The organism is Amycolatopsis sp. WAC 01375, assembly GCF_003947325.1.
GTDB lineage: Bacteria > Actinomycetota > Actinomycetes > Mycobacteriales > Pseudonocardiaceae > Amycolatopsis.
In genome coordinates, this window is sequence record NZ_QHHW01000056.1 from 26,217 (window position 1) to 52,866 (window position 26,650).

Annotated in this window: 27 protein-coding genes, 2 tRNA genes and 1 other RNA gene; 20 read left to right on the top strand and 10 right to left on the bottom strand. The window is 68.2% G+C overall.

Translation table 11 applies throughout. From position 1 onward, the window contains the following. Positions 1–54: 54 nt before the first annotated feature. Positions 55–128, top strand: a tRNA-Met gene (locus DL991_RS38170). Between the two features lie 211 nt (positions 129–339). Here DL991_RS38170 and DL991_RS38175 read toward each other — a convergent pair. Then, positions 340–1,788, bottom strand: coding sequence for an FAD-dependent monooxygenase (locus DL991_RS38175; RefSeq protein ID WP_125789205.1), 1,449 nt, complete (start codon positions 1,786–1,788; stop codon positions 340–342). Between the two features lie 92 nt (positions 1,789–1,880). Here DL991_RS38175 and DL991_RS38180 point away from each other — a divergent pair, with 92 nt between their 5' ends. The 8 genes from DL991_RS38180 (at position 1,881) to DL991_RS38215 (ending at position 7,778) form a co-directional block, all read left to right on the top strand. Then, positions 1,881–2,474 (top strand): TetR family transcriptional regulator, encoded by a 594-nt coding sequence (locus DL991_RS38180; RefSeq protein ID WP_125789206.1) that lies wholly within the window; start codon positions 1,881–1,883, stop codon positions 2,472–2,474. Positions 2,475–2,558: 84 nt separating this feature from the next. Continuing rightward, a tRNA-Met gene (locus DL991_RS38185) sits at positions 2,559–2,632 on the top strand. Between the two features lie 277 nt (positions 2,633–2,909). Further along, the gene (locus tag DL991_RS38190; protein ID WP_125789207.1) at positions 2,910–3,410 is read left to right on the top strand and encodes a PadR family transcriptional regulator; all 501 of its coding nucleotides are present in this window, start codon (positions 2,910–2,912) and stop codon (positions 3,408–3,410) included. A gap of 66 nt (positions 3,411–3,476) precedes the next feature. After that, positions 3,477–4,580: a peptide chain release factor 2 gene (prfB, locus tag DL991_RS38195; RefSeq protein ID WP_125789208.1), complete on the top strand. Its 1,104-nt coding sequence runs from the start codon at positions 3,477–3,479 to the stop codon at positions 4,578–4,580. 135 nt (positions 4,581–4,715) lie between these two features. Next, complete coding sequence (ftsE, locus tag DL991_RS38200) at positions 4,716–5,405, top strand: cell division ATP-binding protein FtsE (protein WP_005168409.1); 690 nt, start codon at positions 4,716–4,718, stop codon at positions 5,403–5,405. Between the two features lie 51 nt (positions 5,406–5,456). Then, positions 5,457–6,350: a permease-like cell division protein FtsX gene (ftsX, locus tag DL991_RS38205; protein ID WP_125789209.1), complete on the top strand. Its 894-nt coding sequence runs from the start codon at positions 5,457–5,459 to the stop codon at positions 6,348–6,350. A 52-nt stretch (positions 6,351–6,402) separates the two neighbouring features. Further along, on the top strand, positions 6,403–6,885 hold the full coding sequence (gene smpB / locus DL991_RS38210; RefSeq protein WP_101612637.1) for an SsrA-binding protein SmpB: 483 nt from the start codon (positions 6,403–6,405) through the stop codon (positions 6,883–6,885). After that, positions 6,882–7,778: an amidohydrolase family protein gene (locus DL991_RS38215; RefSeq protein WP_125789210.1), complete on the top strand. Its 897-nt coding sequence runs from the start codon at positions 6,882–6,884 to the stop codon at positions 7,776–7,778. Before smpB ends, DL991_RS38215 begins: the two co-directional genes overlap by 4 nt. Here DL991_RS38215 and DL991_RS38220 read toward each other — a convergent pair. The 5 genes from DL991_RS38220 to DL991_RS38240 form a co-directional block, all read right to left on the bottom strand. Then, on the bottom strand, positions 7,768–9,093 hold the full coding sequence (locus tag DL991_RS38220; RefSeq protein ID WP_125789211.1) for an acyltransferase: 1,326 nt from the start codon (positions 9,091–9,093) through the stop codon (positions 7,768–7,770). The genes DL991_RS38215 and DL991_RS38220 overlap by 11 nt on opposite strands. A gap of 93 nt (positions 9,094–9,186) precedes the next feature. Next, a complete protein-coding gene (locus DL991_RS38225) occupies positions 9,187–9,438 on the bottom strand; it encodes a hypothetical protein (protein WP_125789212.1) in 252 nt (83 codons plus the stop codon). Between the two features lie 144 nt (positions 9,439–9,582). Next, positions 9,583–10,224: a response regulator transcription factor gene (locus tag DL991_RS38230; RefSeq protein ID WP_125789213.1), complete on the bottom strand. Its 642-nt coding sequence runs from the start codon at positions 10,222–10,224 to the stop codon at positions 9,583–9,585. A gap of 52 nt (positions 10,225–10,276) precedes the next feature. Then, positions 10,277–11,416: a sensor histidine kinase gene (locus DL991_RS38235; protein WP_125789214.1), complete on the bottom strand. Its 1,140-nt coding sequence runs from the start codon at positions 11,414–11,416 to the stop codon at positions 10,277–10,279. Further along, positions 11,413–12,090: a sensor domain-containing protein gene (locus tag DL991_RS38240; RefSeq protein ID WP_125789215.1), complete on the bottom strand. Its 678-nt coding sequence runs from the start codon at positions 12,088–12,090 to the stop codon at positions 11,413–11,415. The genes DL991_RS38235 and DL991_RS38240 overlap by 4 nt, the downstream gene beginning before the upstream one ends. A 155-nt stretch (positions 12,091–12,245) precedes the next feature. Between DL991_RS38240 and ssrA the strand changes: the two genes are divergently transcribed. From ssrA to DL991_RS38255, 4 genes are all read left to right on the top strand, one after another. Further along, positions 12,246–12,618, top strand: a transfer-messenger RNA (tmRNA) gene (ssrA, locus tag DL991_RS38245). A gap of 447 nt (positions 12,619–13,065) precedes the next feature. After that, a complete protein-coding gene (locus DL991_RS42530) occupies positions 13,066–13,221 on the top strand; it encodes an alpha/beta fold hydrolase (RefSeq protein ID WP_148106377.1) in 156 nt (51 codons plus the stop codon). A gap of 3 nt (positions 13,222–13,224) precedes the next feature. Further along, complete coding sequence (locus DL991_RS38250) at positions 13,225–13,593, top strand: alpha/beta fold hydrolase (protein WP_125789216.1); 369 nt, start codon at positions 13,225–13,227, stop codon at positions 13,591–13,593. A gap of 319 nt (positions 13,594–13,912) precedes the next feature. After that, complete coding sequence (locus tag DL991_RS38255; RefSeq protein WP_065913043.1) at positions 13,913–14,128, top strand: hypothetical protein; 216 nt, start codon at positions 13,913–13,915, stop codon at positions 14,126–14,128. On the opposite strand, the gene DL991_RS38260 is transcribed toward DL991_RS38255, so the two are convergent. Then, complete coding sequence (locus DL991_RS38260) at positions 14,116–14,901, bottom strand: IclR family transcriptional regulator (RefSeq protein WP_125789217.1); 786 nt, start codon at positions 14,899–14,901, stop codon at positions 14,116–14,118. The two genes, DL991_RS38255 and DL991_RS38260, sit on opposite strands and share 13 nt — an antisense overlap. 338 nt (positions 14,902–15,239) lie before the next feature. Here DL991_RS38260 and hutH point away from each other — a divergent pair, with 338 nt between their 5' ends. From hutH to hutI, 5 genes are read left to right on the top strand one after another with little or no spacing between them, the layout of a single operon-like run. Continuing rightward, positions 15,240–16,766 (top strand): histidine ammonia-lyase, encoded by a 1,527-nt coding sequence (hutH, locus tag DL991_RS38265; RefSeq protein ID WP_125789218.1) that lies wholly within the window; start codon positions 15,240–15,242, stop codon positions 16,764–16,766. 4 nt (positions 16,767–16,770) lie between these two features. Next, entirely contained in the window at positions 16,771–18,423 is a 1,653-nt protein-coding gene (gene hutU, locus DL991_RS38270) for a urocanate hydratase (protein WP_125789219.1), read from the top strand. After that, entirely contained in the window at positions 18,420–19,616 is a 1,197-nt protein-coding gene (locus DL991_RS38275; protein ID WP_125789220.1) for an allantoate amidohydrolase, read from the top strand. Before hutU ends, DL991_RS38275 begins: the two co-directional genes overlap by 4 nt. Beyond that, entirely contained in the window at positions 19,613–20,908 is a 1,296-nt protein-coding gene (locus DL991_RS38280) for a formimidoylglutamate deiminase (RefSeq protein WP_125789221.1), read from the top strand. The genes DL991_RS38275 and DL991_RS38280 overlap by 4 nt, the downstream gene beginning before the upstream one ends. Further along, complete coding sequence (gene hutI / locus DL991_RS38285) at positions 20,896–22,059, top strand: imidazolonepropionase (RefSeq protein WP_125789222.1); 1,164 nt, start codon at positions 20,896–20,898, stop codon at positions 22,057–22,059. Before DL991_RS38280 ends, hutI begins: the two co-directional genes overlap by 13 nt. 189 nt (positions 22,060–22,248) lie before the next feature. Here hutI and DL991_RS38290 read toward each other — a convergent pair whose 3' ends face one another. Beyond that, the gene (locus DL991_RS38290; protein WP_125789223.1) at positions 22,249–23,007 is read right to left on the bottom strand and encodes a hypothetical protein; all 759 of its coding nucleotides are present in this window, start codon (positions 23,005–23,007) and stop codon (positions 22,249–22,251) included. Beyond that, a complete protein-coding gene (locus DL991_RS38295; protein WP_007034335.1) occupies positions 23,004–23,213 on the bottom strand; it encodes a hypothetical protein in 210 nt (69 codons plus the stop codon). The genes DL991_RS38290 and DL991_RS38295 overlap by 4 nt, the downstream gene beginning before the upstream one ends. A 97-nt stretch (positions 23,214–23,310) precedes the next feature. Here DL991_RS38295 and DL991_RS38300 point away from each other — a divergent pair, with 97 nt between their 5' ends. Continuing rightward, a complete protein-coding gene (locus DL991_RS38300) occupies positions 23,311–24,933 on the top strand; it encodes a histidine kinase (protein ID WP_233599249.1) in 1,623 nt (540 codons plus the stop codon). Continuing rightward, positions 24,908–25,582, top strand: a complete 675-nt coding sequence (locus DL991_RS38305; RefSeq protein WP_125789224.1) for a response regulator transcription factor — start codon at positions 24,908–24,910, stop codon at positions 25,580–25,582. Before DL991_RS38300 ends, DL991_RS38305 begins: the two co-directional genes overlap by 26 nt. On the opposite strand, the gene DL991_RS38310 is transcribed toward DL991_RS38305, so the two are convergent. Continuing rightward, positions 25,527–26,648 carry an FAD-dependent monooxygenase gene (locus DL991_RS38310; RefSeq protein WP_125789225.1) on the bottom strand — a complete coding sequence of 374 codons (1,122 nt, stop codon included), beginning with the start codon at positions 26,646–26,648 and terminating at the stop codon, positions 25,527–25,529. The two genes, DL991_RS38305 and DL991_RS38310, sit on opposite strands and share 56 nt — an antisense overlap. Positions 26,649–26,650: the final 2 nt, after the last annotated feature.

A 26,650-nucleotide genomic window follows, 5' to 3' on the forward strand; every position in this document is an offset into this window, starting at 1 on the left:
AAGGGCACCTGCTTTGCGCCTGCTGGAAACACAGGCGTAAGGTAGGTGCTACGACGCGGGGTGGAGCAGCTCGGTAGCTCGCTGGGCTCATAACCCAGAGGTCGCAGGTTCAAATCCTGTCCCCGCTACAGACGAAAGAGGCCCGTGTTCGCGGAAACGCGAACACGGGCCTCTTTCGTATTTCACCGTGGGTCGAACCCCCAGACCCCCTCCAGGAGGGCTCCGTCTCCTGGACCCCCGTGTGTTCGGATGTGTGGGGTGCCCGAGGTAGCGAGGGACCTTTGGTGCCGTGAGGGAGCAGGGGACCTTTGGTATCGCCGAGGGAGCGGGGGACCTTTGCTATCGCGTGGGGGCGGCGACCCAGCAGGCGTAGCCGTCGGGGCGGTACAGGACGGCCTCGATGGAGGGCCACGGCAGGTCGGTGACGAGCTGGACGGTCAGGCGCGGCGAGTGGGCCCGGGCGGCCTCGACGTGGGCCTGAGTGGTCGTCAGGAGCACGAAGTCGCCGGTGTGGAAGAGCGTGCTCGGGCGAAGCGGGCCGGCCTCTGTGGCGACGTCCTGGTCGTTGAGCCGCGAGCCGAGTGCCGGGTGCGACGTCCCGTAGGTCGGGTAGCGGATCCCGAGACCCGAGACCATGCCCGCCAGGTACCGGTTCACCTCGGGCAGCTTGGTCAGTTCAGCGAAAAAGTCCCTAAGCGCGCGAGACTCGTGAGACCGCGGAGTCAGTCCTAGCTGAGCGGCGACGTTGTGCAGTACCTGAGCACCGACAGGGTGCCGTTCGGCCTCGTAGGTGTCCAGCAGGTCGTCACCGGCCCAGCCGCGCACTGTCGCGGCGAGCTTCCAGCCCAGGTTCATGGCGTCCTGCACGCCGAGGTTCAATCCCTGGCCGCCTGCCGGGAAGTGGATGTGCGCGGCATCGCCCGCCAGCAGCACCCGCCCGACGCGGTAGTGCTCCGCCTGCCGCGCGGCGTCGGAGAACTGTGACGCCCATCGGATTTCCGAGACGGTCGCGGAGTCGCCGTACGAGTCGTGCAGTGCCTGCCTGACTTCGTCGTGGGAGATGGCGGACCGGATGTCCGCCGGCCGCGAGGCCCGGTCGCCGTACACGAAGCGGTAGAGACCGGGTTCTCCCAACGGAATCAGGCCTTTGAACGTGGTCGCACCGGTCGGCTGCCCGATGTTCCGCATCGTTCGCCACTGTTTTTGCGCGCCGTCAGGGGTTTTGTCGAACAGGACGTCTGCGACCACGCCGAAGCCTTCACCGTCCACGCCGGGGAAGACGACGCCGAGTCCTTTGCGTACAACGCTTCGAGAGCCGTCGCAGCCGACGAGGAACTTCGCGTGCAGCCGATTTTCGCCACTGTCTGTTCGGTACCGAACGGAAACAGAGTCCTTGTCCTGTACGAAATCGATTACTTCGGCGCCCCGGATCACCTTCGTTCCTTGCGTGGCCAGCCGTTCCTCCAGGTACTCCTCGACCTGGGCCTGCGGAATGCCCAGCTGGAAAGGGAATCGAGTGTCCCATCCGTCGTAGTCGACGGGGATCATCGCGAAATGTCCGTCCTGCACCGTCGCGTACGAACGCTCCTCGACGCCGTCCAGAAGTCCGCGCAGCGCCAGCATTTCCGCGGTGCGCGGCTGCACGTTCAGCGCCTTCGACAGTCCTGTGCGTTCGTGAAGCCGTTCCAGTATCACGACATCGACACCGGCGAGCGCGAGTTCGTGAGCCAGCATCAGCCCGGTGGGGCCCGCCCCGGCCACGACCACGTCCGTCCCCAGGTTGTTCATACCACTCCTTAACGTTGTTAAATTGACCTGCGCCCAGCGTGCACTTAACATCGTTAAATTGTCAAGATGCTCTCACTGGAAGAAGGTTGAATGTGGGTCTGACCAGGCAGGACATCGTCCGCGCCGGGCTTCGGCTGCTCAACGACGTCGGGCTCAACGGGTTGACGCTCCGCCTGATCGCGCAGGAACTCGGCGTCAAGGCGCCCGCGTTGTACTGGCACGTGAAGAACAAGCAGGAGCTGCTCGACGAGATGGCGACGCTGATGTACGCCGACGCGATGCCGGGCCGGGTGCCGGAAGGCTTGGGGGAGCGGGGCTCGCTCGAGCTGGCATCACGGGGTTTGCGCCGGATGATGCTTGCTTACCGTGACGGGGCGAAGGTCTTCTCCGGGACTTTCCTCACCGACGACAGCCTTCTCGGTGACAATCCGTTTCAAGGACGCGTCGACGCGGGGCTTGAGCCGCATCTGGCCGGCCGGGCGTTGTTCACCGTCTACAGCTATGTCGTCGGGTTCACCATCGAAGAGCAGGCCGTCTATCCGATTCCGGGCGAACGCGACCCTCGTTACGACACCACGCCCACGGCGTGGGTCTTCGACGAGGACGTCGAGGGCAGGTTCGGCGACGGGCTGACCATGGTCCTCGACGGCGTCTTCGGCTGGCTGGATGACAAAGTCGCGCCATAAAGGCAGGTCAAGGACCCTTTGCCGAGTTAAGGGGTACCCCCCTGAAACCGGGTTTCGCCCCCATGTAATCTATTAACACAACGACGCGGGGTGGAGCAGCTCGGTAGCTCGCTGGGCTCATAACCCAGAGGTCGCAGGTTCAAATCCTGTCCCCGCTACAGAGAAAACGAAGCGCGGATCTGCGGAAATCGCAGATCCGCGCTTCTTCTTTTCCGGTTCGGTGCCCTGCACCCCCTCCGGGGCGATCACCCGCTGTTGTTGGTCGGGGCGGGGATGTGTGCCGCTGCCCGTGGCCGTCGCCGGTTGCGCAGCGTGTCCGGTCCTTTGTGGACAGGCGTAGTCCGTTGGGCCGAATGAGCGCATATCACTAGCCACAATGGACAGATGTGCTGACCACAGTGGACACAGGTTCCGAAAAGTGGGACCGTAGAGTACGTGTCCGAATTGAATGCAACAGCCGCCGCACTGCTCGGTCTTCTCCACGACGGTCCCGCCACGGGCGGGCAACTGGTCGCGGGGGCGGGTGAGCGTTTCGGCGCCTTCTTCAGCGTGACCCGCAGCCAGGTGTACCGGGAGCTTCCCGCCTTGTCGAAGGAGGGCCTCGTCCGCCTCGGCAAGCAGGGCCCGCGGTCGAGCCAGCAGTACCTCATCACTGCGGCGGGCAAGAAGGCGTTCAAGACGTGGCTGACCTCCGAAGCCGGTCCTGACCACCTCCGCAGCCCGCTGATCCTGCGTCTCGTGCACGCCGGTTCGCTGACGGTGAAGCAGCGCTCGGCGCTGCTCGAGTCGGCGCGCGCCAGCTACACCCAGCAGCTCGACGAAGCCAAGGTCGCCACCAAGGCCGCCGACGGCCCCTACGCCAAGGCGGTCGCCGAGTTCGCTCAGGCGCAGGCGAAAGCGGCACTGAAACTGCTGGATTCCATCCCCCAGTCCTGACCCGGACAGGTGCCCACGACCGGTTCCTCGCAACCGGTCGTGGGTTTTGCCGTAACCTTGGCCGACGTGAGTGATGAGTTCGATGCGGCACTGAAGGACCTGGCCGGCAAGCTGAAGCAGATCGAGTCGGTGATGGACCTGGATGCGCTGCGTGCCCAGGTGGCCGAGCTGGAGGAACAGGCGTCCAGCCCGAACCTCTGGGACGACCCCGAAGCGGCGCAGAAGGTCACCAGCCAGTTGTCCCACCGGCAGAGTGAGCTGCGACGCATATCCGAGCTGCGGCAGCGGCTCGACGACCTGGGCGTCCTCTATGAGCTGGCCGAGGCCGAGGGCGACTCCGCCAGTGTGGCCGAGTCCGAGTCCGAGCTCACGGCCCTCACCAAGGACATCGACGGGCTCGAGGTCCGCACCCTGCTGTCGGGTGAATACGACCCGCGGAACGCCGTGGTCACCATCCGGTCCGAAGCGGGCGGCGTCGACGCGGCCGACTGGGCCGAGATGCTGCTCCGGATGTACCTGCGCTGGGCGGAGCGGCACGGCTACCCGACGGACGTCTACGACATCTCCTACGCCGAAGAGGCGGGCATCAAGTCCGCCACGTTCAAGGTGACGGCGCCCTACGTCTACGGCACGCTCTCGGTCGAGCAGGGCACGCACCGGCTGGTGCGCATCTCGCCGTTCGACAACCAGAGCCGCCGCCAGACCTCCTTCGCGCACGTCGAGGTGATGCCCGAGGTCGAGGAGGTCGACCACGTCGACATCCCCGAGAAGGACATCCGTGTCGACGTGTACCGCTCGTCCGGCCCCGGCGGCCAGAGCGTCAACACGACGGACTCGGCGGTGCGGATCACGCATATCCCGACCGGCGTGGTCGTGTCGTGCCAGAACGAGAAGTCGCAGCTGCAGAACAAGGCGGCGGCGATGAAGGTCCTCCAGGCGCGGCTGCTGCTGCGGAAGAAGGAGGAGGAGCGCGCCGAGATGGACGCGCTCAAGGACGGCGGCTCCAGCTGGGGCAACCAGATGCGCTCCTACGTGCTGCACCCGTACCAGATGGTCAAGGACCTGCGGACCGAGTTCGAGGTCGGCAACCCGTCGTCCGTGCTCGACGGCGATATCGACGGTTTCCTCGAGGCGGGCATCCGCTGGCGCAAGCAGTCCGGAGCCGCGTAGCAACCCTGCGTGAGAGAGCAAGGGACCTTTGCTGTCACTCTCCGGAAGAGAGTGACAGCAAAGGTCCCTTGCTCGCTTGGCCGCCGGTACCGGGCTACCCGGGCTTAACGGCGGGCATGGGTAGTATGCCGAACCGTGATCCGGCTCGAAGAGGTTTCCAAGGTCTACAAGACCTCGACCCGTCCCGCCCTCGAAAGGGTGTCGGTCGAGATCGACAAAGGTGAGTTCGTCTTCCTGATCGGTCCCTCGGGGTCCGGGAAGTCGACGTTCCTGCGTCTCCTGCTGCGCGAAGAGGTGCCGAGCAAGGGTCGCGTGATGGTCTCCAACTTCGACGTCGCCAAGCTCGCCCGTCGCCGGGTGCCGCGGCTGCGGCAGACCATCGGCTGCGTCTTCCAGGACTTCCGTCTGCTGTCGAACAAGACCGTCGCCGAGAACGTCGCGTTCGCGCTCGAAGTCATCGGCAAGCCGCGCCCCACGATCCGCAAGGTCGTGCCCGAGGTGCTCGAACTCGTCGGCCTCGACGGCAAGGCCGACCGTCTCCCCAACGAACTTTCCGGTGGTGAGCAGCAGCGCGTCGCGATCGCCCGCGCGTTCGTGAACCGCCCGCTCGTGCTGCTCGCCGACGAGCCGACCGGGAACCTGGACCCCGACACCAGCCAGGACATCATGTTGCTGCTGGAGCGGATCAACCGCACCGGCACGACGGTGCTGATGGCCACCCACGACCATTCGATCGTGGACTCGATGCGGCGCAGGGTCGTCGAGCTCCAGCTCGGCAAGGTCATCCGTGACGACGCCCGAGGCGTCTACGGCATCGGCCGCTGACCGGCCCCGCCCTCCTCCGTTACCCACGACTTCCAAGGGACATCAACCCCGATGCGCGCCAGTTTCGTCTTCAGCGAGGTAGTCACCGGCTTGCGCCGGAACGTCACGATGACCATCGCGATGATCCTCACCACCGCGGTCTCCCTCGCCATGCTCGGCTTCGGCCTGCTGGCCGTCGGCACGATCGACAAGATGAAGGCCAACTTCCTCGCCGACGTCGAGGTTTCGGTCTATCTGGTCAACGACATCAGCTCCGGTGACCCGAACTGCTCGCAGTCCGCCTGCCAGTCGCTGCGCCAGGACCTGCAGGGCAACGACGGCGTCGAGTCGGTCGTGTTCGAGAACCGTGAGCAGTCCTACGAGCGGTTCAAGAAGATGTTCGAGAGCCAGCCCGAACTGCTCGCGCTGACCGGACCGGAGGCGCTGCCCGCGTCGCTGCACGTCAAGCTGAAGAATCCCGAGCGCAGCCAGGCGATCATCCAGGAGTACACCGGGAAACCCGGCGTCAGCAAGGTCGATGACCAGCAGAAGGCACTGGACCGCGTGTTCAACGCGCTCAACGGTGTGCGGAACCTGGCCTTCGGCGCCGCGCTGATCATGGCCATCGCCGCGCTGCTGCTGATCGCCAACACGATCCAGGTGTCGGCGTTCACCCGGCGTACCGAGGTCGGCATCATGCGGCTGGTCGGCGCGACCCGCTGGTACACGCAGCTGCCGTTCCTCCTGGAGGCGGTGGTCGCCGGCCTCGTCGGTGCGATCATCGGCATCGTCTTCCTCGTGCTCACCAAGGTGCTGTTGCTCGACTTGGTGCTCACCGGAGACGTGTTCCCCGCGGTCGGCATGCTCGAATTGCTGTTCCCGGTGGCGCCGATCCTGCTCGCCGTCTCGGTCATCATTTCCGCGATCACCGGCTACGTGACGCTGCGCCTGTACGTGCGCCACTAACCGCCCCGATAACCACCTGCCCGAACACAGAAACTCACGTAGAGTCGCCGCTATGCCCAAGGAACGTGGACACAAGGTGATCGTGTCGAACCGCAAGGCTCGCCACGATTACTCCATCCTCGATACCTACGAAGCCGGTCTCGTGCTCGTCGGTACCGAGGTGAAGAGCCTGCGTGAAGGACGGGCATCGCTGGCCGACGCGTTCGCCACGGTGGACGACGGCGAGGTCTGGCTGCGCAACGTGCACATCCCGGAGTACGTGCAGGGCACGTGGACGAACCACACGCCGCGCCGCACCCGGAAGCTGCTGTTGCACCGCCAGGAGATCGAGCGGCTCATCGGCAAGACCAAGGAGAGCGGGCTTTCCTTGGTCCCGCTGTCGATGTATTTCAAGGACGGCAAGGTCAAGGTCGAGATCGCGCTGGCCAAGGGCAAGAAGTCCTACGACAAGCGGCAGGACATCTCCAAGCGCGACGCGGACCGCACCATCAGCAGGGCCTTGGGCCGGGCGCTGAAGGGCCGGTACAACGATTGATCCACGGGCCCGCTTCGGACGCCGAGATCCCTGACTGGATCTCGGCCCTCGGCATCGACGGGCTCGTGGACCTTCATCTGCACTTCCTGCCGAAACCGGTCATGGACAAGGTGTGGGCCTACTTCGACCAGGCCGAAGAGCACTACGGCATGGCCTGGCCGGTGTACTACCGCACGTCGGAAGAAGAACGCATCGAAACCCTGCGGTCCTTCGGCGTACGCAAGTTCGCGCCGCTGGTTTATCCGCACAAACCCGGGATGGCCGAATGGCTGACGTCGTGGGCGCTGGAGTTCGCCGAACGCGTCCCGGATGCCGTGCCGACGGGCACGTTCTACCCGGAGCCCTCGGCATTGTCCGTTGTGGACGGTGCGCTGCGGGCGGGTGCGCGCTGTTTCAAGGCGCACGTCCAGGTCGGCGCCTACGACCCGCGTGACGAGCTGCTGGACGGCGTCTGGGGCGCGCTGGCGGACGCCGGTGTCCCCGTGGTCGTCCACTGTGGACACGGTCCGTTGAAGGGTGCCTACACCGGGCTACGGTTGTTCGAAGAGATCCTGGTGCGGCATCCGGAGCTGACGCTGGTCCTGGCACACGCGGGTATGCCGGAGATCGACTTCGCGTTCGAGCTGGCCAGGAAGTATCCACGCGTGTACCTCGACACCACGATGGTCGGCGTGGACTTCACCTCGCGCGGCAACCCGCTCCCGCCGGACTGGACCGACCTGCTGGCGGAGTTCCCGGATCGCGTCGTGCTCGGCACCGACTTCCCCAACATCCCGTACTCGTACGCCACGCAGCTGCAGGCGATCGCCGGCTGGGCAGCCGACGATCGCCTGGGTGAGCCGTTCCTGCGGGCGGTGCTGCACGACACCCCCGCCAAACTGCTCAGCGTTTGAGCTGCGCCACCTCGCTGACCGAGACGGCACGGCCGAGCAGTCGCGTCCCCAGTTCCGTGACCGGGATCTGCTTGCCCGCCAGAAGGAATCCGCCCGTCGCCAGCGCCACCCACGGCACCGGGCCCTGTGCGAGACCGTCGCTCAGCGGGGCGAAACCGTGCGCGGCGAGACCGAGCAGGCCGCCTGCGATCGCCAGTCCGGCCAGCACCAGCTGAGGCGTGGGCGCCGTCGAGGCCGGGCCGGAGCTCTGTGTTTCGAACCGGGCGAACAGGCGCAGCAGGCCGAGGAGCACCAGTCCGCAGGCGCCGAGCCAGGCCGGGACCATCGTCAGCCACAGCACGGAACCCGGTTCGGGGGTCTCATAACCCAGGCCGTAGACCGCGACACCGGAGACGACGATCAGCGCCGGCATGTGCCACAGGTAGACGCTCATGAACCGCGGGCCGATCCACTTCAGGGCGGCGTCGAGGTTCGGCCGGGCGGCGAGTGCGTTCAGCTGCGGTTTGAAGGCCAGCAGGAGCCCGATCTGGCCGATCGCGAGGAAGGCCAGCAGCACGGTCGGCGGGCTCATGTTCGACACCGGGGCGCCCGGCATGCCGATCATGCTGGCCGGGTACGGACCGAAAGCGACCATCAGCGCGGTGATACCGAAACCGGCGGCGGACATGCCCAGCGCGGCGCGGCGGCCGAGCGAACCGAGACGGCCTTGGGTGTAGTGGAAACCGAGCTGATGCACGGCCATCCAGACGAAGATCGCGTTCGCGAAACCGATCAGGCCGAGGTCGTTGAAGCGGGCGACGTCGACGAGGACGGCGGCGGCGAGCATCACGAGCGGGACCTTGAGGCCCCAGCGCCGATGCGCGGCGGCCATCAGCGGGGTGAGCAGCACAGTGAGCACGTACACGGCCAGGAACCACAGCAGCTGCGCGGCGATCGCGCCACCCACCTGCAACGGCTGCTCCGGAATGCCCATCCCGCGCAGGATGTCCGGGACGAACAGCCAGACGGCCACCAGCGGCAGCACCGGGATCATCAGCCGCTTGAGCCGGGCCGCGAGCCAGGAACGGGAACTTTCCGCGCGGCTCAGCGAGATCAGGTTCGCCGCGCCGCCCGCGAAGAAGACCAGCGGCATGACCTGACTGAGCCAGGTGATGACCCACCAGCCGGGCGTCGCGAGAGCGTTCCCGGTCGAGAGATGGCCGTCGGCGTACGAGAGCACCGGCATTCCCCAGTGCTGAACGACGACCGCGAGGATCGCGACCGCTCGGACGATGTCCAGGAACCTGTCCCGGCCCTGCTTCTGGCTCGTGTGCATGGGAAAGAGCCTGGTGCTTCGGGGCCGCGAAAACAGCGGTGCGGGCCGCCGTATCGATCTTCCTGTTTTCGCCCTCGGAAGGTGGAGTTTTCCCTACCCCACGCCGTCCGGTTCGGGCTCGGGCCGCGGCGCGGGCTCCGGGACGGGGGCGGAACAGAGCCGGAATTCCCAGCAGTCGTCCTCGGCGAGGCCGAGTTCGTAGCGGGTCTCGATCTTCGGCCCGTCGTGCAGATGGACGTGTTTGAGGACGGTGCCCGCGACCGGCTCGGTGTCACCGAGTTCCTGGACGCGGCCGTCGAGGGGGCCGCCGAAGAAGCGGACGCTGTGGGAGGGCCTGCCGGTCATGGGTCCTCCTCGGTTCGGCTCGTCGCTCACCAACAGTCTGCCCATGTTAGGTGAGTGACGGGTTCGCCACCAAGAGCTACTCGGGCTGCTTCGTGGAGCCGTCCCGGGAGTGACAGCAAAGGTCCCTTGCTCTCTTTCCCCAGGTCAGCGCCCTAAGTAAGTGAGCACCGCGCGGACCCGGCGATGTTCCACCGAACTCGCTTCGAGGCCGAGCTTCGAGAAGATGTTGCCGATGTGCTTCTCGACCGCGCCGTGCGAGACGACGAGCGAGTTCGCGATCGCGGTATTCGACAGGCCCTGCGCCATCAGCCCCAGCACCTCGGACTCGCGGGCCGTGAGGGCGTCGAGGGGGTTCTTGCGGCCCCGCGCCATCAGTTGCGCGATGACGTCCGGGTCGATGGCCGTACCACCGCCGGCGACCCGCTTGACCGCGTCGAGGAAGTCCCCGACGTCCGCGACGCGTTCCTTGAGCAGGTAACCGACTCCGCCTGCGCCCCCGGACAGCAGTTCGACGGCGTAGCTCTCCTCGACGTACTGGGAAAGCACGAGAACCGGCAGGCCCGGGATGACCTCGCGAGCGCCCAGCGCCGCCCGCAAGCCCTCGTCCGTGAATGTGGGCGGCATCCGCACATCGACGATCGCGAGATCCGGCCGGTGCTCCTTGACCGCGCCCAGCAGGTCGTCACCGTTGTCCACGGCCGCGACGGTCTCGATGTTCTCGTCGGCGAGGAGGCGGATCACCCCCGCGCGCAACAGAACCGCGTCTTCGGCGATGACAACCCGCATGCTGCCCCCAGCGTCGTGAGTGAATGGCAGAGCCTATTCACTCACGAGCTGGTCACCATTGGCACGGCAGGTCCGCACGAATCACCGTCGGACCGCCGGGCGGGCTGACGACGGTGATCACACCGTCGATCGTGGCCGCCCGGTCGGCGAGCCCCGCCAGGCCGCCACCTGGCCGGACTTCGGCGCCACCGTGCCCGTTGTCGGTGATCTCGACGATGACCATCGAGTCGGTGCGCCACACCTTCACACCCGCTTCGGTCGCTCCCGAGTGCTTCGCGATGTTCGTCAGCGTCTCGCCGACGATGAAGTACGCGGTCGACTCGACCGCCGCCGGCGGCCTCGGCTCGACGTCCACCTCGACATCGACGTGGATCGGCGACTTCGCGGCCTGTGCGGACAAGGCGGCGTCGAGGCCGCGGTCGCCGAGCACGGCCGGGTAGATCCCCCGGGCGAGATCGCGCAGTTCCGATACCGCGAGCTTGGCGTCGAGGTGCGCTTCGTCGATCAACTCGCGTACGGCGTCCGGGTCGTGGTCGAACTTCGACTTCGCCCGGCCCAGGCTCATCGCGACGGCGACCAGGCGCTGCTGTGCGCCGTCGTGCAGGTCGCGTTCGATGCGGCGGCGTTCGGCCTCGGCGGCGTCGACTCCTCGTGCCCGCGACGACTGCAACCGTTCGGCCTTCTGCTCCAGCCGCTGCGTGCGGTTCGGGCCGAGCAGCGAGTACGCCAGGTTGCCGTGCAGCCAGCCGAGCCACGGGGTGACCCAGATCGCCATCGGCAGCAGCACGATCGACGCGATCGCGATCGGGAGCTCCAAGCAGGCCAGCGGGAACGCCGCCATCAGGTACGCGAGGTCGCGCCACGTCGTCGCGTCGGTCAGCCGGGTCAGCCAGCGCTTGACCAGCGAAAGCCCTTCGACGGGGAGCCGCTCGATCGGTCCCAGCGGAGTCTCGAGCATCGTCCGCGCCCAGCCTCGCTCCCGGTCGGCGGACCAGCGGATGAAGTTGGTCGTGGCCATGAGGATCGGGAAGCCGACCCACACCACCGCCGTCGCGATGCCGACCGCCAGGCCCACGACGATCAAAACGAACTGAAGCAGCCGGAACACGAAGCTGACGATCATGTAGACGATCGACCGCAACGGCCGCGGCCGAGGAATCCCCACCTGCTGTACCTGCTGGTCGATCGTCATCCGTGAACCTCGCCCCATGAATCCTTCAGACGGCCGCGCTGGGCGCGGGTCGGCCCGAGCAGCGCCGTCGCCAGCCGGGCATGCGAGCCCGCCAGCGCCTTCGTCAACGCTACCGACAGGGCGATGCACAGCACTCCGAGAGCGGCCCAAGGCAGCGCCGAGACCGTCGAATCGACGGTGAACCAGGCGTTTTCCCAGGTCGGGAAGCGGTACTCGCCACCAGGCAGGAAGCGGTAGTAGATCGGCAGGCCCGCGAGACCGAGACTGGTCGACCAGAATACCGTGACCAGCACGAACTCGATGATCCCGAGCGGGAAGAGCAGGAAGAAGTAGCCGAGGTCGCGCCACGTCGAGGCGTCCTTCAGCCGAGCCCTCCACCGCACGGTCTGGCCCGCGTCGGGCAACGGCAGGTACGGCAGGTCGATGTAGCGATCGAGCAGCGCGTACACCCTGGCGCGCTCCATCCGGGCGGCTCCACGGACCGACAGGATCACCAGCGCGAGGATCGGCAGCCCGATCCAGACGACCGCCGTACCGATGCCCACCCAGAAGAACGTCATCAGGAGCGCGAACGCCACGATGCCCATCGGCAGGTTCATCAACAGGTAGACCAGCGAGCCGCCGAACGACGGATCGGACCTGCTCAGCTCCCGCTCGGCCGCTAGCGCACTCATGGTCGTGCTCCTCTCTGGTGCGAGGAGACCAGCATCTTCCCTCAGGAGGGGCAGGCGACATGGTGCCCGCGGGCATCTCCCCGGTGGGGCTAGCCCCACCTGCGGGAATAACCCGGTTGCCGTCCGAGCTATGATGGGGAGGTTGTATCCCACAAGGGGGTGAACGGTTTCGACTTTGGACGTTGAATCAGGAGAAGCGTGCCGGTGCAGGCGAGAGACCACCGTAAGCGTCATCGCAAACCAATAAGCGCCGAGCCTAAGAGCCAGCGCGAGTTCGCTCTTGCTGCCTAAGCAGTAGAGCAACTCTGTCGGTCCGGGGTCGCCTCCGACCCGGTCACCGGCATCAGCTAGGAGGCTTACCGCCGCGCTCGGCTACGGGGTGTGGTTGGGAAACAAACAGTGGCTGGGCTCGTCACTTCAGCTTGTTCGCGTGACTGAAGGGGCCAAGTAGAGACATAGCGGACTGCGCACGGAGAAGCCCTGGTGATACGCCAGAGGACCCGGGTTCAATTCCCGGCACCTCCACTGGTCGACGGAAGCGGCTCTGCCCCTCGGGGTAGGGCCGCTTCTTCATGTATGGGGCGCCGCGGTTCCCTTGTGGCTCACCTTGGCATGACTCCGCAATGGGTGTCGAGATGCCGCCTATTGCGAAGACGCTTAAAGCGACTTACGGTCCTTCGCGCCTTAGGCGCGCTTCGCTGCTTTCTCAGCACGTGCATTTCGGATCTTCTTCTCGATGGGCCGTTCGGGTTCGCACTCCTGTTCGATTTGGTGTAGTGTCGAGGTCGTGGCCAGCGAAGATGCATCCCTGAAGGCGGCCTCCGGGAGAGGGGGCGGCTCATCCACTACGGCGAATGGAAAGGTCAAAATGGCCCAAGAAAGACTTCCCGGATTCACCTCGCCGGGGCACTGAGGCGGAACATCATGCGCTCACGGACATAGGCCGATCCCGTTTCGGCGAATAGGCCCAGGACCATGCGGCTTCATGTGCATCAGTGGGATCCGGACCGCGTCGTTCTCGTGCACGGTGTGCTGCTCGGCGGCAGGGAAGCGTGGCGGACTCAGCGTCCGTTGACCGAGCGGTGGACGTTGCTCGCGCCGGACCGGCCCGGTTGCGGGAAATCGCCGTAAGGAGTGCGGGATTTCGAGGCCGATGCCGCACTGATCGCGGAGCAGGTGCTCGACGAGCCCGCGCATCTGGTCGGGCTGTCCTACGGCGCGATCGTCGCGCTGCTCGCCGCCGTGCGGCGGCCGGAGATGGTCCGGACGCTCACCGTGGTCGAGCCGCCCGCGGCCGGGGTCGTTCGTGGTGATGAGGTCGTCGATGCGTGGGACGCCGAACTGAGGCAGCTCCTCGACGGCTCGCTGGAAGATCCTCGCGAGGTCTTCTTCCCTCTCGCCGGTGTGCCGTTGCCTATTGCGGATCCGGTGCCGAAAACGCTGCGACGTGGCGCTGGGCGTCGGTCGGGATGCGGCCGCCGGGAGACGTCGAGCTGTCACTAGAAGTGCTGACCTCCGCGGATTTCCCGATGCTCGTGATCACCGGCAGGAGTACTAGATCGTTGCCGACGCGATCGCGGACGGGACCGGCGCGCGCCGCGAGATCGTCGGGGGGGGGGCATCTGGTGCCGGACACGGGGGGAGCCGTTCAATGCCGGCTCGAGTCCTGTTGAATCACGGAGAGTAGTGGAAACTAGATCATTTTTGTCTCAATTCACCCGCGCCGGGAACTGCCGCGGGGTGGGATGTCATGCTGAGTGTCCGACCATGGCCCTCTTTCGAACCGACCCCGTGTCGCCGGAGGGCCGGAAGAAGGTGGCAGATGACCTGGGCTAGGCATTCCAGTCGTCCCGATCCCGCAGAAGACCAGAGCCGCATGGCAGGTGTGCGGGCTGAAGAAGAAATCCGCCTCACCGTGCAGAACGGCAGGGCCGCAAGGACCGTCGCCGGGCACTCTTCGGACGCACTCGACTGCGCCGAACTACTGGCGATGCTCGGGCTCGAGGGAGTACAGAAGAAGCACGCTCAGCGCACCTGACCCCCGATCCGGGTAGTCAGTTCGGCCGCGGTCAGGCGGACCTCTTCGGCGAGGTCGGGCCAAGTTTCCTCGCATCCCTCGCCCCCCGGGCAGAGGTGGCGGAGGGTCACGCTGATCGCGGCCAACGGCCGGCCGCCGTGGTCGAAGACCGGGCAAGCCACCGAGGCGAACCCTTCGGTGACGTGACCGTCTTCGACCGCCCAGCCGAGCCTTCCTTCCGCGTTCAGCGTGCGGCGTAGTTCGGCGAGGGTGCGCGGGCCGCGACCGGTGCGCAGCACGAACGCCGACGCGGCAGGGAAGAGCGCGCGTACGTGCGGCGAGGGCAGGTGCCGCAGTATCGCCCTGCCTGACGCCGTGAGCTGCCCGGGCAGCCGGACACCGACCTCGGTGACCAGGGTTTCCGGGCGCGTAGGGCGTTCTTTGACCAGGTAGAGCGACTCGTTGCCGTGTAGCACGCCGAGGTGCGCGGTGTGACCGACCCGATCGGCGAGTTTGCGCAGCAGCGGGACCGCGAGCCGTTCCAGCGGATCGTGCCGCAGGTAGGCCGAGCCGAGCTCGAACGCGGCGATGCCGAGGCCGTACCGGCGCTCGGCGGGCAAGTGCGCCACGAAACCGGCGGCTTCCAGTTCGGCGAGCAGGTGATACGTCGTCGAACGCGGGAGGCCGAGTTCGCGCGCGATCGCGGCCGCCGACACCGGACCCGGCCGGGCGGCCAGGGCCCGAAGAATTCCGAGGCCGCGTCGCAGAGCCGGTACTTCGCTGCTCTCACCCATGCTGACCTCCTGTTTCGCTCGGCGCGGTAGCAAGGGACCTTTGCTACCGCTTCTCTCAGCGTTGAGGTAAGCGGTAGCAAAGGTCCCTTGCTCTCTTTCTGCAGGTGACCGTGTGGGTTTTGGGACGTCAGATGTCCCAAAACCCACACAGTCAGTGCGCACCGCTACGCGGAGTACAGGGTGTGTGGATATAGGGACACTCAACGTCCCTATATCCACACACCTCCGTCGCCCGCGATAGCAAGGGTCCTTTGCTATCACCGTGCGTGTCTTGGATACCAGACACAACCACCGGTTGGGGCCGCCCACCAGCGGGCATGGCGTTGTCCAATGGGGTTATGCCGGAAACCGTACTTCTGGGCTCCGAACCGCTTCGGCCCGAACAGGTCGTCGCGGTCGCCCGTGACCACTCGCCCGTCGCGGTCAGCGAAGCGGCCGAGAAGAACCTCGCCGCGACACGTCAGCACATCGACGACCTCGCCCACGCCGAGACGCCGACTTACGGCGTTTCGACGGGCTTCGGGGCGCTCGCGACCAGGCACATTCCGCTCGAAAGCCGCACTGCCCTGCAGCGGTCGCTGATCCGATCGCATGCGGCGGGCGCGGGCCCGGTCGTGGAGACCGAGGTCGTGCGCGCGCTGATGCTGCTGCGTCTCCGCACGCTCGCCAGTGGGTACACCGGTATCCGGCCGCAGACCGCGCAAGCGCTTGCGGCCCTGCTCAACGCCGGGATCACCCCGCTCGTCCACGAGTACGGCTCTCTCGGCTGCTCCGGCGACCTCGCGCCTCTCGCCGCCGTCGCACTCGCGCTGATGGGAGAGGGTGAAGTCGAGTACAACGGCGAAGTCGTCCAGGCGGGTGTCGCGCTGAAGCACGCCGGCATCGAGCCGGTCGTTCTCGCGGAGAAGGAGGGCCTCGCCCTCACGAACGGGACCGACGGCATGCTCGGCATGCTCTTGCTCGCCGCGGCCGATCTGCGCAAGCTTCTCGACACCGCCGACATCACCGCGGCGATGAGCGTCGAGGCGCTCCTCGGTACCGATCGTGCCTTCGCCGCCGATCTCCAGGCGCTGCGCCCGCATCCCGGGCAGGCACGGAGCGCCCAGCGCATGTGGACGGCGCTTCAGGACTCGAAGATCGTCGAGAGCCACCGCGGTCCGGACTGCAACCGCGTCCAGGACGCGTACTCCCTCCGCTGCGCGCCGCAGGTGCACGGCGGCGCACGCGACAGCCTCACGCACGCCGAACTCGTCGCTGAGCGTGAGCTTCACTCCGCGGTCGACAACCCGGTCGTGCTGTCCGACGGCCGCGTCGAGTCGAACGGCAACTTCCACGGCGCCCCGGTCGCGTACGTGCTCGACTTCCTCGCCATCCCGCTCGCGGACGTCGCCAGCATCGCCGAGCGCCGCACCGACCGGATGCTCGACAAGGCCCGTTCGCACGGCCTGCCGCCGTTCCTCGCGTTCGACCCCGGCGTCGATTCGGGCCACATGATCGCCCAGTACACGCAGGCGGCCATCGTCAGCGAACTCAAGCGTCTCGCGGTGCCGGCGTCGGTCGATTCGATCCCGAGCAGCGCCATGCAGGAGGACCACGTCTCCATGGGCTGGTCCGCCGCGCGCAAGTTGCGTAAGGCCGTCGAGGGGCTCAACACCGTCCTCGCCATCGAACTGCTCACCGCCGCGCGGGCACTCGACATGCGCGCGCCCCTGGTCCCGTCGCCGGTCACCGGCCGGGTCCGGGATCTCGTCCGCACCAAGGTCGAGGGCCCCGGCCCCGACCGTCATCTGGCGCCGGAGATCGCCGCCGCCGAAGAACTCGTCGCGTCGGGTGCCGTCCTCGCCGCGGCCCAACTGGAGGTCTGAGCCCATGTCCCGCACGGTCCGTGCCGCCCGAGGCACCACGCTCACCGCGAAGAACTGGCAGACCGAAGCCGCGTTGCGGATGTTCCACAACAACCTCGACCCCGAGGTCGCCGAGCGCCCGGAGGACCTGGTCGTCTACGGCGGCACCGGCAAGGCCGCCCGCAACTGGGCCAGCTTCGACGCGATCACCCGCGAGCTGACCGGTTTGGAGCGGGACGAGACGCTGCTCGTCCAGTCCGGTAAGCCGGTCGGCGTGTTCCGCACGCACGAATGGGCGCCGCGCGTGCTCATCGCGAACTCCAACCTCGTCGGCGACTGGGCGACGTGGCCCGAGTTCCGCCGCCTGGAGGCGCAGGGCCTGACCATGTACGGCCAGATGACCGCGGGGTCCTGGATCTACATCGGCACGCAGGGAATCCTTCAGGGCACGTACGAAACCTTCGCCGCCGTCGCGAAGAAGCGGTTCGGGGGCAGCCTCAAGGGCACGCTCACCGTCACCGCCGGTCTCGGCGGCATGGGTGGCGCGCAGCCGCTGGCCGTCACGATGAACGACGGCGTCGCCCTCGTCATCGAATGCGACCCGCAGCGTGCTCGCCGCCGCGTCGAGACTCGCTACCTCGACGAGGTCGCCGACGACCTCGACGACGCGATCCGCCGGGTAGAGGCCGCGAAGAAGGAGAAGCGCGCGCTGTCCGTCGGCGTGGTCGGCAACGCCGCCGAGGTGCTGCCCGAACTGCTGCGCCGCGGCGTCGAGGTCGACATCGTCACTGACCAGACTTCCGCGCACGACCCGCTTTCGTACCTGCCCAAGGGCATCGGTGTCGATGAGTGGCAGGACTACGCGGACAAGAAGCCCGACGAGTTCACCGAGCGCGCCCGCGAGTCGATGGCGGAGCACGTGGAGGCGATGCTCGGCTTCCTCGACAAGGGCGCCGAGGTCTTCGACTACGGCAACTCCCTGCGCGGCGAGGCGAAACTCGGCGGCTGCGAGCGCGCGTTCGACTTCCCGGGGTTCGTGCCCGCCTACATCCGCCCGCTGTTCTGCGAGGGCAACGGCCCGTTCCGCTGGGCGGCGCTGTCGGGCGATCCCGAGGACATCGCGGCGACCGACCGCGCGATGCTGGAACTGTTCCCGGAGAACGAATCCCTCGCACGCTGGATCAAGCTGGCGGGCGAACGCGTCGCGTTCCAGGGGCTTCCGTCGCGGATCTGCTGGCTCGGCTACGGCGAGCGGCACCTCGCCGGCCTGCGGTTCAACGAGATGGTCGCCAGCGGTGAGCTGAAGGCACCGGTCGTCATCGGCCGTGACCACCTCGACTCGGGCAGTGTCGCCTCGCCGTACCGCGAGACCGAGGGCATGGCCGACGGCTCCGACGCGATCGCCGACTGGCCGTTGCTGAACGCGCTGGTCAACACCTCGTCGGGCGCCACCTGGGTGTCGATCCACCACGGCGGCGGGGTCGGCATGGGCCGCTCCATCCACGCCGGCCAGGTCAGCGTGGCCGACGGAACCCTGCTGGCCGCGCAGAAACTCGAACGCGTGCTCACCAACGATCCGGGCATGGGCGTCATCCGGCACGTCGACGCCGGATACGACCGCGCCGCCGACGTCGCCGACGAGCGCGGCGTGCGCGTGCCGATGCGGGACGCCGAGTGACCGCGTCCTCGCTGCTGGAGGAGATCTCGGGCGTCGGCCGCGACCCGAAGCGCGGCGGCTACTCCCGCCACGCCTTCGACGCGGCCGAAACCGAACTGCGCGCGTGGTTCGTCGAGCGCGCGGGACGGCTGGGGCTGGGTGTCGAGACCGATCGCAACGGCAACATCTGGGCTTGGTGGGGCACACCCGGGCCGGACGCCGTGGTCACCGGGAGCCACCTCGATTCGGTGCCCGGCGGCGGCGCCTTCGACGGCCCGCTCGGCGTCGCGAGCGCACTCGACGCGGTGGAGATCTTGCAGGCCAAGGGATTCCGGCCCGCCAAACCGTTCGCCGTCGTGGTCTTCGCGGAAGAGGAAGGCGGCCGTTTCGGCGTGCCGTGCCTCGGCTCGCGGCTGCTGACCGGCACCATCGACGCGGACAAGGCGCGCGGCCTGCGTGATCCGGACGGCGTCACGTTCGCCGAAGCGGCGGCGAAATCCGGCCTCGATCCCGATCGTGTCGGCCGGGACGCCGAGCGACTCGGCCTGATCGGGCGGTTCCTCGAACTGCACGTCGAGCAGGGGCGCGGGCTGATCGACCTCGGTTCGCCGGTCGCCGTCGGCAATACGGTGATCGCCCACGGCCGATGGCGATTCTCCTTCCAGGGGCAGGGAAACCACGCCGGCGCGACGCTGATCGGTGATCGTCGTGACCCGATGATCCCGGCGGCCGAGACCGTGCTCGCCGTGCGGAAACTGGCGAAGGCGACTGCCGACGCCAGAGCCACCGTCGGCAGATTGGTACCCACTCCCGGCGGGACCAACGTCATCGCGTCCACTGTGGATCTGTGGCTGGACGCGCGGGTGCCGGGCACGGACACGCCCGAACTGGTCGCGGAGATCGCGAAGCTGGCCGAAGAGGCGGCCGGGCAGGAAGGCTGTCGCGTCGAGGTCACCAGAGAGTCGTACTCGGACGACGTGGTCTTCGACGACGCGCTGCGCCGCGACCTGGGCACCTGGCTCGGCGGACCGCCGGAGCTGCCGACCGGTGCCGGGCACGACGCCGCGGTCCTCGCCGGATTCGTCCCGTCCGGGATGCTCTACGTGCGTAATCCGACCGGGATCAGCCATTCCCCCGAGGAGTTCTCCGAGGCGGCGGATGTCGACCACGGTGCCCGTGCGCTCGCGGACGCCCTGGAGAAACTGTCGACATGACGACATATTGGTGTGAACGTGCCTGGCTGCCGGACGGGATCGCCGACGCTGTCCGGATCGAAGTCGACGCCGGGAAGATCGCTTCCGTGACGGCGAACGCGCCTCGCGAAGGAACTGTCCTGAATGGACTGACCTTGCCCGGCTTCGCCAACGGGCACTCGCACGCGTTCCACCGTGCGTTGCGCGGCCGGACGCACCATGACCGCGGGACCTTCTGGACGTGGCGCGAGCGGATGTACTCGCTCGCGTCGCGGCTCGATCCGGACACGTACTACCGGCTGGCGCGTGGGGTCTACGCCGAGATGGTGCTGGCCGGATACACGAGTGTCGGCGAGTTTCACTACCTGCACCACGCGCCGGGCGGAAAGCCTTACCGCGAGCCGAACGCGATGGGCGAGGCGCTGCGGCAGGCGGCCAGGGACGCCGGGATCCGGCTGACGTTGCTCGACACGTGCTACCTCGCGGGCGGCATCGGCGTCGAGCCCGACGAGGTGCAGCAGCGGTTCTCCGACGGTTCCGCGGCGCACTGGGCGCGGCGAGTCGGCGAGCTGCGGGAGGACGAGACGTTCCGGGTCGGTGGCGCGATCCATTCCGTGCGCGCCGTTCCTGAAGATCAACTGTCCGAAGTGGATCGTGGAGCCGGGCCGCTGCACATCCACCTTTCCGAGCAGCGGGGCGAGAACGAGCAGTGCCTTGCGGCCTATGGCCGGACGCCGACGGGGCTGCTCCATGACCGCGGCGTGCTCGGCGAGCGGCTCACCGCGGTGCACGCGACGCATCTGACGCCGCTCGACATCGAGCAACTCGGCGAGGCGCGGAGTCGTGCCTGCTTCTGCCCGACGACCGAACGGGATCTCGGCGACGGCATCGGTCCCGCGCGGACGTTGCTGGACGCGGGTGTGCGGCTGTCGCTCGGCAGCGACAGCAACGCGGTCGTCGACGCGTTCGAGGAGACCAGGGCGCTGGAACTGAACGAGCGGCTCGCCAGCGAGAAGCGCGGCCGATTCACCGCCGGGGAACTGCTCGCGGCGGCGACGGATCACGGCGCGATCGGCTGGGACGAGGTCGGCGAGCTGGCCGTGGGGGCGGGCGCGGACCTGGTCACGGTCGGCCTCGCGTCGGTGCGGACCGCGGGGATCGAGCCGTCCGGGGTGGTCTTCGCCGCCTCCGGCGCGGATGTCCGGGATGTCGTCGTCGCCGGACGTGAGATCGTCCGCGACGGCGCGCATCAGCTGATCGACCGGCCGGAAACGGTCTTGGCCAAGGAGATCGAGGCATTGTGGCAGTCCTGATCACGGGTATCGGCGAGCTCACCACGAACGACGCCGAACTGGGCAAACTCCGCGACGCGGCCGTCATCGTCGAGGGCGAAACGATCACCTGGGCCGGTTCGGCGGCGGACGCGCCCGACGCGGACGAGCGGGTCGACGTCGACGGCCGCGCGGTGCTGCCCGGCTGGGTGGACAGCCACACGCACCTCGTCTTCGCCGGGGATCGGACGGCCGAGTTCGAGGCACGGATGGCCGGGAAGGCGTACAGCGCCGGAGGGATCGCGGTCACCGTCGACGCGACGCGATCGGCTTCCGACGAGCAGCTTGCGGCGAACCTGCGGCGTCACGTCGACGAAGCGGCGAAGCAGGGCACGACGTGTCTGGAGACGAAGACCGGATACGGGCTCAACGTCGAAGACGAGGTGCGCTCAGCGCGGATCGCCGCCGACGTGGCCGACGAGGTCACCTTCCTCGGCGCGCATCTGGTACCGCCGGGCGCGGACGCGGAGTCCTATGTGGACCTGGTGTGCGGTGACATGCTCGACGCGGTGGCGCCGCTCGTGCGATGGGCGGACGTGTTCTGCGAGACCGGCGCTTTCGACGAGGCGCAGTCCGCGCGGGTGCTGAAGGCGGCGCGGGAACGCGGGCTCGGGCTGCGGGTGCACGGGAACCAGCTGGGGGAGGGGCCGGGGGTGCGGCTCGCCGTCGAGCTGGGGGCCGCGAGTGTCGACCACTGCACGTACCTGAGCGAAGCGGACGTCGAGGCTCTCGCTGCTTCGGACACTGTCGCCACCCTTCTGCCGGCGTGTGACCTGTCGACCCGGCAGCCGCTGGCGCCGGCGCGGCGGCTCCTGGACGCGGGGGCGACGGTCGCGCTGGCGAGCAACGCGAACCCGGGCAGCTCGTACACGACCTCGATGGCGTTCTGCGTCACGACCGCGGTGCTACAGATGCGGATGACGATCGAGGAGGCCGTCTGGTCGGCGACGGCGGGCGGCGCGCGGGCTCTGCGGAGGGACGACGTCGGGGTGATCCGGCCCGGCGCGCGGGCGGACCTTCAGGTGCTCGAGGCGCCTTCGGTCACGCACCTCGCGTATCGGCCCGGGGTGCCGCTGACGGCCGCCGTGTGGCGGCGCGGGAAGCTTCTGACCAGTGGTTTCGCCTCAAAGTGATAGCAAAGGTCCCTTGCTCCTCCGCGGGGGAGCGACCCCGCGACGATGGAGGATTCGGGACACTCAACGTCCCGATTCCTCCATCGTCAGCCCCGCCAGTCACTCACGACCACCCGCGCCGACACATCGAGAACGGCACCGAACAGCGGCTATGCGACTTTGCCGGATTCCTTGCCCCCCCCGCTGAGGTCAAGAGGCTCGGCCGAGGGTTTCCTCGACGCGCAGGCGTAGCGCGGGCGGGAGTTCGCCGAGCAAATGGGACCACTGCTCGACCCGCTTCTCGCTCAGGTGGGTGAGCAGGTCGAGCACCGGCGGCCACAGGTCCTCGTCGGCGGCCGCCACCCGCAGCAGGCCGCGGAACCGGGCCTCGGAGAGCAGCCCGAGGACGTGATCGATCCGGTTCTTGTCGTCGAGGACGAACGCGATCCGGATCAGCGCCTCGTCGCCGATGACGTCGAGTGCCCTGCGCACCGTCGGATCGGGCAGGTGGCCGACGAACCGGCCGACGGTGATCCAGTCCTCGCGGCGCACGAGTTCACCGGCGACCGCGACCACGGTGTCGAGCGGGATCCGCCCGATGATCGCGCTCGCGCGGCGCGGGTCCAGTTCGGCCGCGACGTCGGCCAGGAAGGGCGGCTTCAGCCGCTTCGCGACGTCGACGCCCCGGGAGACGTCCACCAGCCCGGCGATCCGCGCGCACAGAAGCGGGCCGAAGACCTTCTCGGCGATCTTCGCGAGGATCGGGCTCGGGACGAGCTTGCTCGCCATCGCCATCCGCTCGAGGGCGGCGCGGTTGGCGTCGAACAGCGTGTCCGTGACCTGCTCGCGGAACGCCTGGAGTTCGGCGGCGTCCACCTTCTCCAGATAAGCGAGCCGCTCGGGGGTGGTGCCGAGGACGCGGGCGAGTTTGAGGATCTCCGCCCGCGAGGCGAAGTTTTCGGTGGTCACAGGCCCACCACCTTACGAACGGTGCCCCGCAGAAGCGCGGGTACGTACTTCAGGCCCTCTTCGCCCGCTTCGGCCAAGGCCTTGGCCTGACGGTGGCGCGCGTCGCGCAACGCGTCGGAGAGGTCCTGCTTCTCGTTGTCGGCCAGCGCTTCGATGCCTGCCGGGACAGGACCGCCTAGCTGACCGGTGAGTGTGCGCTCGGCCATGGTGGATCATCATGCCCCATCGGGCTGGGAAAGCAGGGGACCTTTACTTTCGTCCATGGCGGTCCGCTCGTCACGGCTTGTAGCGTCCAGGTCTGTGATGGACGGAGAGGAGCCCGTGCGGCGCGGGCGGCGGCTGGTCATGGACGTCGCGCTGTGGCTCGGGCTTTGTGGCTGGGTGACCATCGACGCCGGATCCAGTACGAAGCACTGGGAGCTGCTCTTCGGGCTCACCGCGACCACGGCCGCGATCGCGGTGTCGCGCCGGTACCCGCTGGTCTCGCTCGCCATCGCCATGATCGCGAGCTTCATCGTGCTGGGCAGCTTCGGTGGCCGGGTGCCGATCTGGGAAGGGTTCCTCCTCGTCGCCGTGAGCTACCTCGCGGGTTACCGGCAGCCGGTCGCGAAGCCGATGTTGCGCGTCTTCACCGTCGTCTCCGTGATCGCGGTGCCGGTGGCGCTGCTGTGGAGCGAGGACGGCTTCTCGGCGTGGGGCGCGTTGCTCGGCATCCTGGTCTTCGCCTCGGTGACGCCGTGGCTGCTGGGCCGCTACATCCGGCAGCGCGAGGACATGGCGCGTGACGGCTGGCGCCGTGCAGAGGAGATGGAGAGCCGCCAGCGGCTCATCGCCGACCGCGCGCGGCTGCGCGAACGGACGAGGATCGCCAGCGACATGCACGACTCGCTGGGCCATGAGCTGAGCCTGATCGCGGTGCGCGCGGCGGCGCTGGAGGTCGCGGGCGGGCTCGACGAGCAGCAGCGGCAGGCCGCCGGTGACCTGCGACAGAGCGCCGCGACGGCCACCGAACGGCTGCGCGAGATCATCGGGGTCCTGCGCGAGGACGACGCGCCGACCGAGCCGGTGCACGAGAGCATCGACGAACTGCTCGACCGGACAAGAGCCTCCGGCGTGCTGATCGAGTCCTCTGTGGACGCACCGTTCGACGGCGAACCGCAGATGGTCGACCGCGCCGCCTACCGCGTGGTCCAGGAATCGGTCACGAACGTGGTGAAACACGCGCCGGGTGCCGCCGTCACCGTCCGGGTGGTGCGGTCGGCGGGACGGACGGACGTCGTGGTCACCAATGCCGCGCCGCCCGCGGGGCCGTTGCCGGGCCGGGCTTCGGGCAGGCGCGGGCTGATCGGCCTGCGCGAGCGGGTCCGGCTGGTCGGCGGGACCCTGCGGGCAGGACCTCACGAAGGCGGATTCGAGGTGAGCGCGACCTTGCCGCACGACGCGGCACCGTCGGAGGAATCGCCCGAGAGCCAGGCGGCGATGGACGCCGAGGTCGGGCAGTCCCTGTCGGCCAGGGAACTGGAACGTGCCCGCCGTGACGTCCGGCGCAGCCTGATCCAGGCGATCGTCGTGCCGATCGGGCTGTTCGGCCTGGTGGTCGGGATCAGCGGGGTGGTGTTCCTCGTCCAGTGGTACGGCTCCGTACTCGCCGGTGCCGACTACGACCGGATCCGGATCGGCCAGTCGCGGGCGGAGATCGCGGCCGTCCTGCCCGGCGGCCAGCGGATCGCCCGGCCGCGCGTGGTGGAGCCCCCGGTGCCCGCGGGGGCGACATGCGAGTACTACGGCACCGAGCGCACCGTGTTCAACTTGAACTACGAGGCCTACCGGCTGTGCTTCGCCGAGGGGAAGCTCGTGGCGAAGGACATGATCAGTGAAGACGAGCAAAGGGGGAACCCGGATGATCCGGGTGGTGCTGGCCGATGACGAGGCGATGATCCGCGCCGGCGTGTCGGCGATCCTGGCCGCGGACGCGGGGATCGAAGTGGTCGCGGAGGCCGAGGACGGCCGTGCCGCGGTCGAGCAGGCGCGCGCGACCAGGCCGGACGTCGTCCTCCTCGACATCCGGATGCCGGTCATGGACGGGCTCAAGGCGGCGGAGGAGATCCGGCGGCTGCTGCCCGAGATCGGCGTGATCATGCTGACCACGTTCGGCGAGGACGCCTACATCGAGCGTGCGCTGGGCCTCGGCGCGAGCGGTTTCCTGTTGAAATCCGGTGATCCGCGCGAACTGCTGTCCGGGATCCACGCTGTCGCGGGCGGTGCGGCCTTCCTTTCGCCGAAGGTCGCGCAGCGGGTCATCGCCCGCTTCTCCGGCAACCAGGTGTCCCGCGCCGAGGAGGCGCGGGCGCTGATCGGCAAGCTGACCCCGCGTGAACAGGAAGTGCTGGCGCTGCTGGGTTCCGGACTGTCCAATGCGGACATCGCGGCCAAGCTGTTCGTGGTCGAGGGCACGGTGAAGGCCTACGTGAGCACCATCCTCAACCGGCTCGGCGCGCGGAACCGCGTGCAGGCCGCGATCACCGCGTACGAGGCGGGGCTGGTCGGCGGGGAACCGGAGGCGTCCAGCCGCTGACCCCGGCGCCGATGCGGGCGGTGAGCGCGCCGGGCAGCAGGCGGAACACGCCGTTGCGGACGGCGACGGCGAGCGGGTTGCGCAGCTGAGGTCCCATTTTTCCCGCCTGCACCGAGGATTTGACCACCGCTTGGGTTCGTGGGCGGCGCTGTTCGTCGTAACTCTTCAGTGCGGCGTCGACGTCTTCGGTGGTGCTCAGCGCGGCGGCGAGGACGACGGCGTCTTCGATCGCCTGGCAGCCCCCTTGGCCGAGGAACGGCGGCATCGCGTGGGCCGCGTCGCCGAGGAGCGCGACGCGGCCTTTGACGTAGGTCGGCAGGGGAGTGCCGAGCAGGTGGAGATCGTGGTGGAGCAGCGTCTCCGGCGTGGTCGCGTCGATGAGTTCGGGAATGGGCTCGTGCCAGCCGCCGAAGCGGTTCCGCAGATACGTCTTCGGGTCCTCGTAACGGATCCCCGCTTCGGCGACGTAGCTCGCCCACCAGTAGACGCGGCCGTCGTGCAGCGGAATGACGCCGATCTCGGCTCCGTCGTCCCAGCTCGTGCTGAGTTCCGTGGGGTGAGGGAGGGTGGTCACCGCGCGGAAGGCCGTGCTGCCGCTGTAGACCGGTTCGGGATGCCGTGGCCAGAGTTGTCCGCGGGCGGTGCTGTGGATTCCGTCCGCGGCGATGATGACGTCGGCGTCGAGATCGTCGAGGCTCGTGACCTCGACGCCGGTGTGGACGCAGCCATCGGGGAGGGCGTCGCGGAGAGCGCCGATGAGGTCCGCGCGGTGGATGGCGGCGAGCGGGCGGCCGTGGTGACGACGGAACGCTTCGGCGTCCCAACGGGTGATGCGGCGGCCTTCGCGGTCATGGAGGCCGCCGGACGATTGTTCCCTCAGGGTGCGGGGCTGGACGCCCAGTGTTTCGAGTGAGCGCAGGGCGTTCGGCCACAGGGAGATGCCGGCGCCGACGGCGGTGAGCTCCGGCGCCTGTTCGAGGACGGTGACCTCCCAGCCGATGCCGTGCAGCCCGATGGCGGCACTCAGTCCGCCGATTCCTCCGCCGATCACGATCGCTTTGCGCATGT

Bases quoted from the DNA above. Each gene is read 5' to 3' on its own strand.
- smpB (WP_101612637.1), top strand. From the start codon at position 6,403: ATGCCCAAGGAACGTGGACACAAGGTGATCGTGTCGAACCGCAAGGCT.
- hutH (WP_125789218.1), top strand. From the start codon at position 15,240: ATGCCGGAAACCGTACTTCTGGGCTCCGAACCGCTTCGGCCCGAACAG.
- DL991_RS38230 (WP_125789213.1), bottom strand. From the start codon at position 10,224: ATGCGGGTTGTCATCGCCGAAGACGCGGTTCTGTTGCGCGCGGGGGTG.
- DL991_RS38310 (WP_125789225.1), bottom strand. From the start codon at position 26,648: ATGCGCAAAGCGATCGTGATCGGCGGAGGAATCGGCGGACTGAGTGCC.
- DL991_RS38305 (WP_125789224.1), top strand. From the start codon at position 24,908: ATGATCCGGGTGGTGCTGGCCGATGACGAGGCGATGATCCGCGCCGGC.
- DL991_RS38280 (WP_125789221.1), top strand. From the start codon at position 19,613: ATGACGACATATTGGTGTGAACGTGCCTGGCTGCCGGACGGGATCGCC.
- DL991_RS38175 (WP_125789205.1), bottom strand. From the start codon at position 1,788: ATGAACAACCTGGGGACGGACGTGGTCGTGGCCGGGGCGGGCCCCACC.
- DL991_RS38295 (WP_007034335.1), bottom strand. From the start codon at position 23,213: ATGGCCGAGCGCACACTCACCGGTCAGCTAGGCGGTCCTGTCCCGGCA.
- DL991_RS38220 (WP_125789211.1), bottom strand. From the start codon at position 9,093: ATGCACACGAGCCAGAAGCAGGGCCGGGACAGGTTCCTGGACATCGTC.
- DL991_RS38260 (WP_125789217.1), bottom strand. From the start codon at position 14,901: ATGGGTGAGAGCAGCGAAGTACCGGCTCTGCGACGCGGCCTCGGAATT.
- hutU (WP_125789219.1), top strand. From the start codon at position 16,771: ATGTCCCGCACGGTCCGTGCCGCCCGAGGCACCACGCTCACCGCGAAG.
- ftsX (WP_125789209.1), top strand. From the start codon at position 5,457: ATGCGCGCCAGTTTCGTCTTCAGCGAGGTAGTCACCGGCTTGCGCCGG.
- DL991_RS38300 (WP_233599249.1), top strand. From the start codon at position 23,311: ATGGACGGAGAGGAGCCCGTGCGGCGCGGGCGGCGGCTGGTCATGGAC.
- DL991_RS38225 (WP_125789212.1), bottom strand. From the start codon at position 9,438: ATGACCGGCAGGCCCTCCCACAGCGTCCGCTTCTTCGGCGGCCCCCTC.
- DL991_RS38255 (WP_065913043.1), top strand. From the start codon at position 13,913: ATGACCTGGGCTAGGCATTCCAGTCGTCCCGATCCCGCAGAAGACCAG.
- DL991_RS38235 (WP_125789214.1), bottom strand. From the start codon at position 11,416: ATGACGATCGACCAGCAGGTACAGCAGGTGGGGATTCCTCGGCCGCGG.
- DL991_RS42530 (WP_148106377.1), top strand. From the start codon at position 13,066: ATGCGGCTTCATGTGCATCAGTGGGATCCGGACCGCGTCGTTCTCGTG.
- DL991_RS38240 (WP_125789215.1), bottom strand. From the start codon at position 12,090: ATGAGTGCGCTAGCGGCCGAGCGGGAGCTGAGCAGGTCCGATCCGTCG.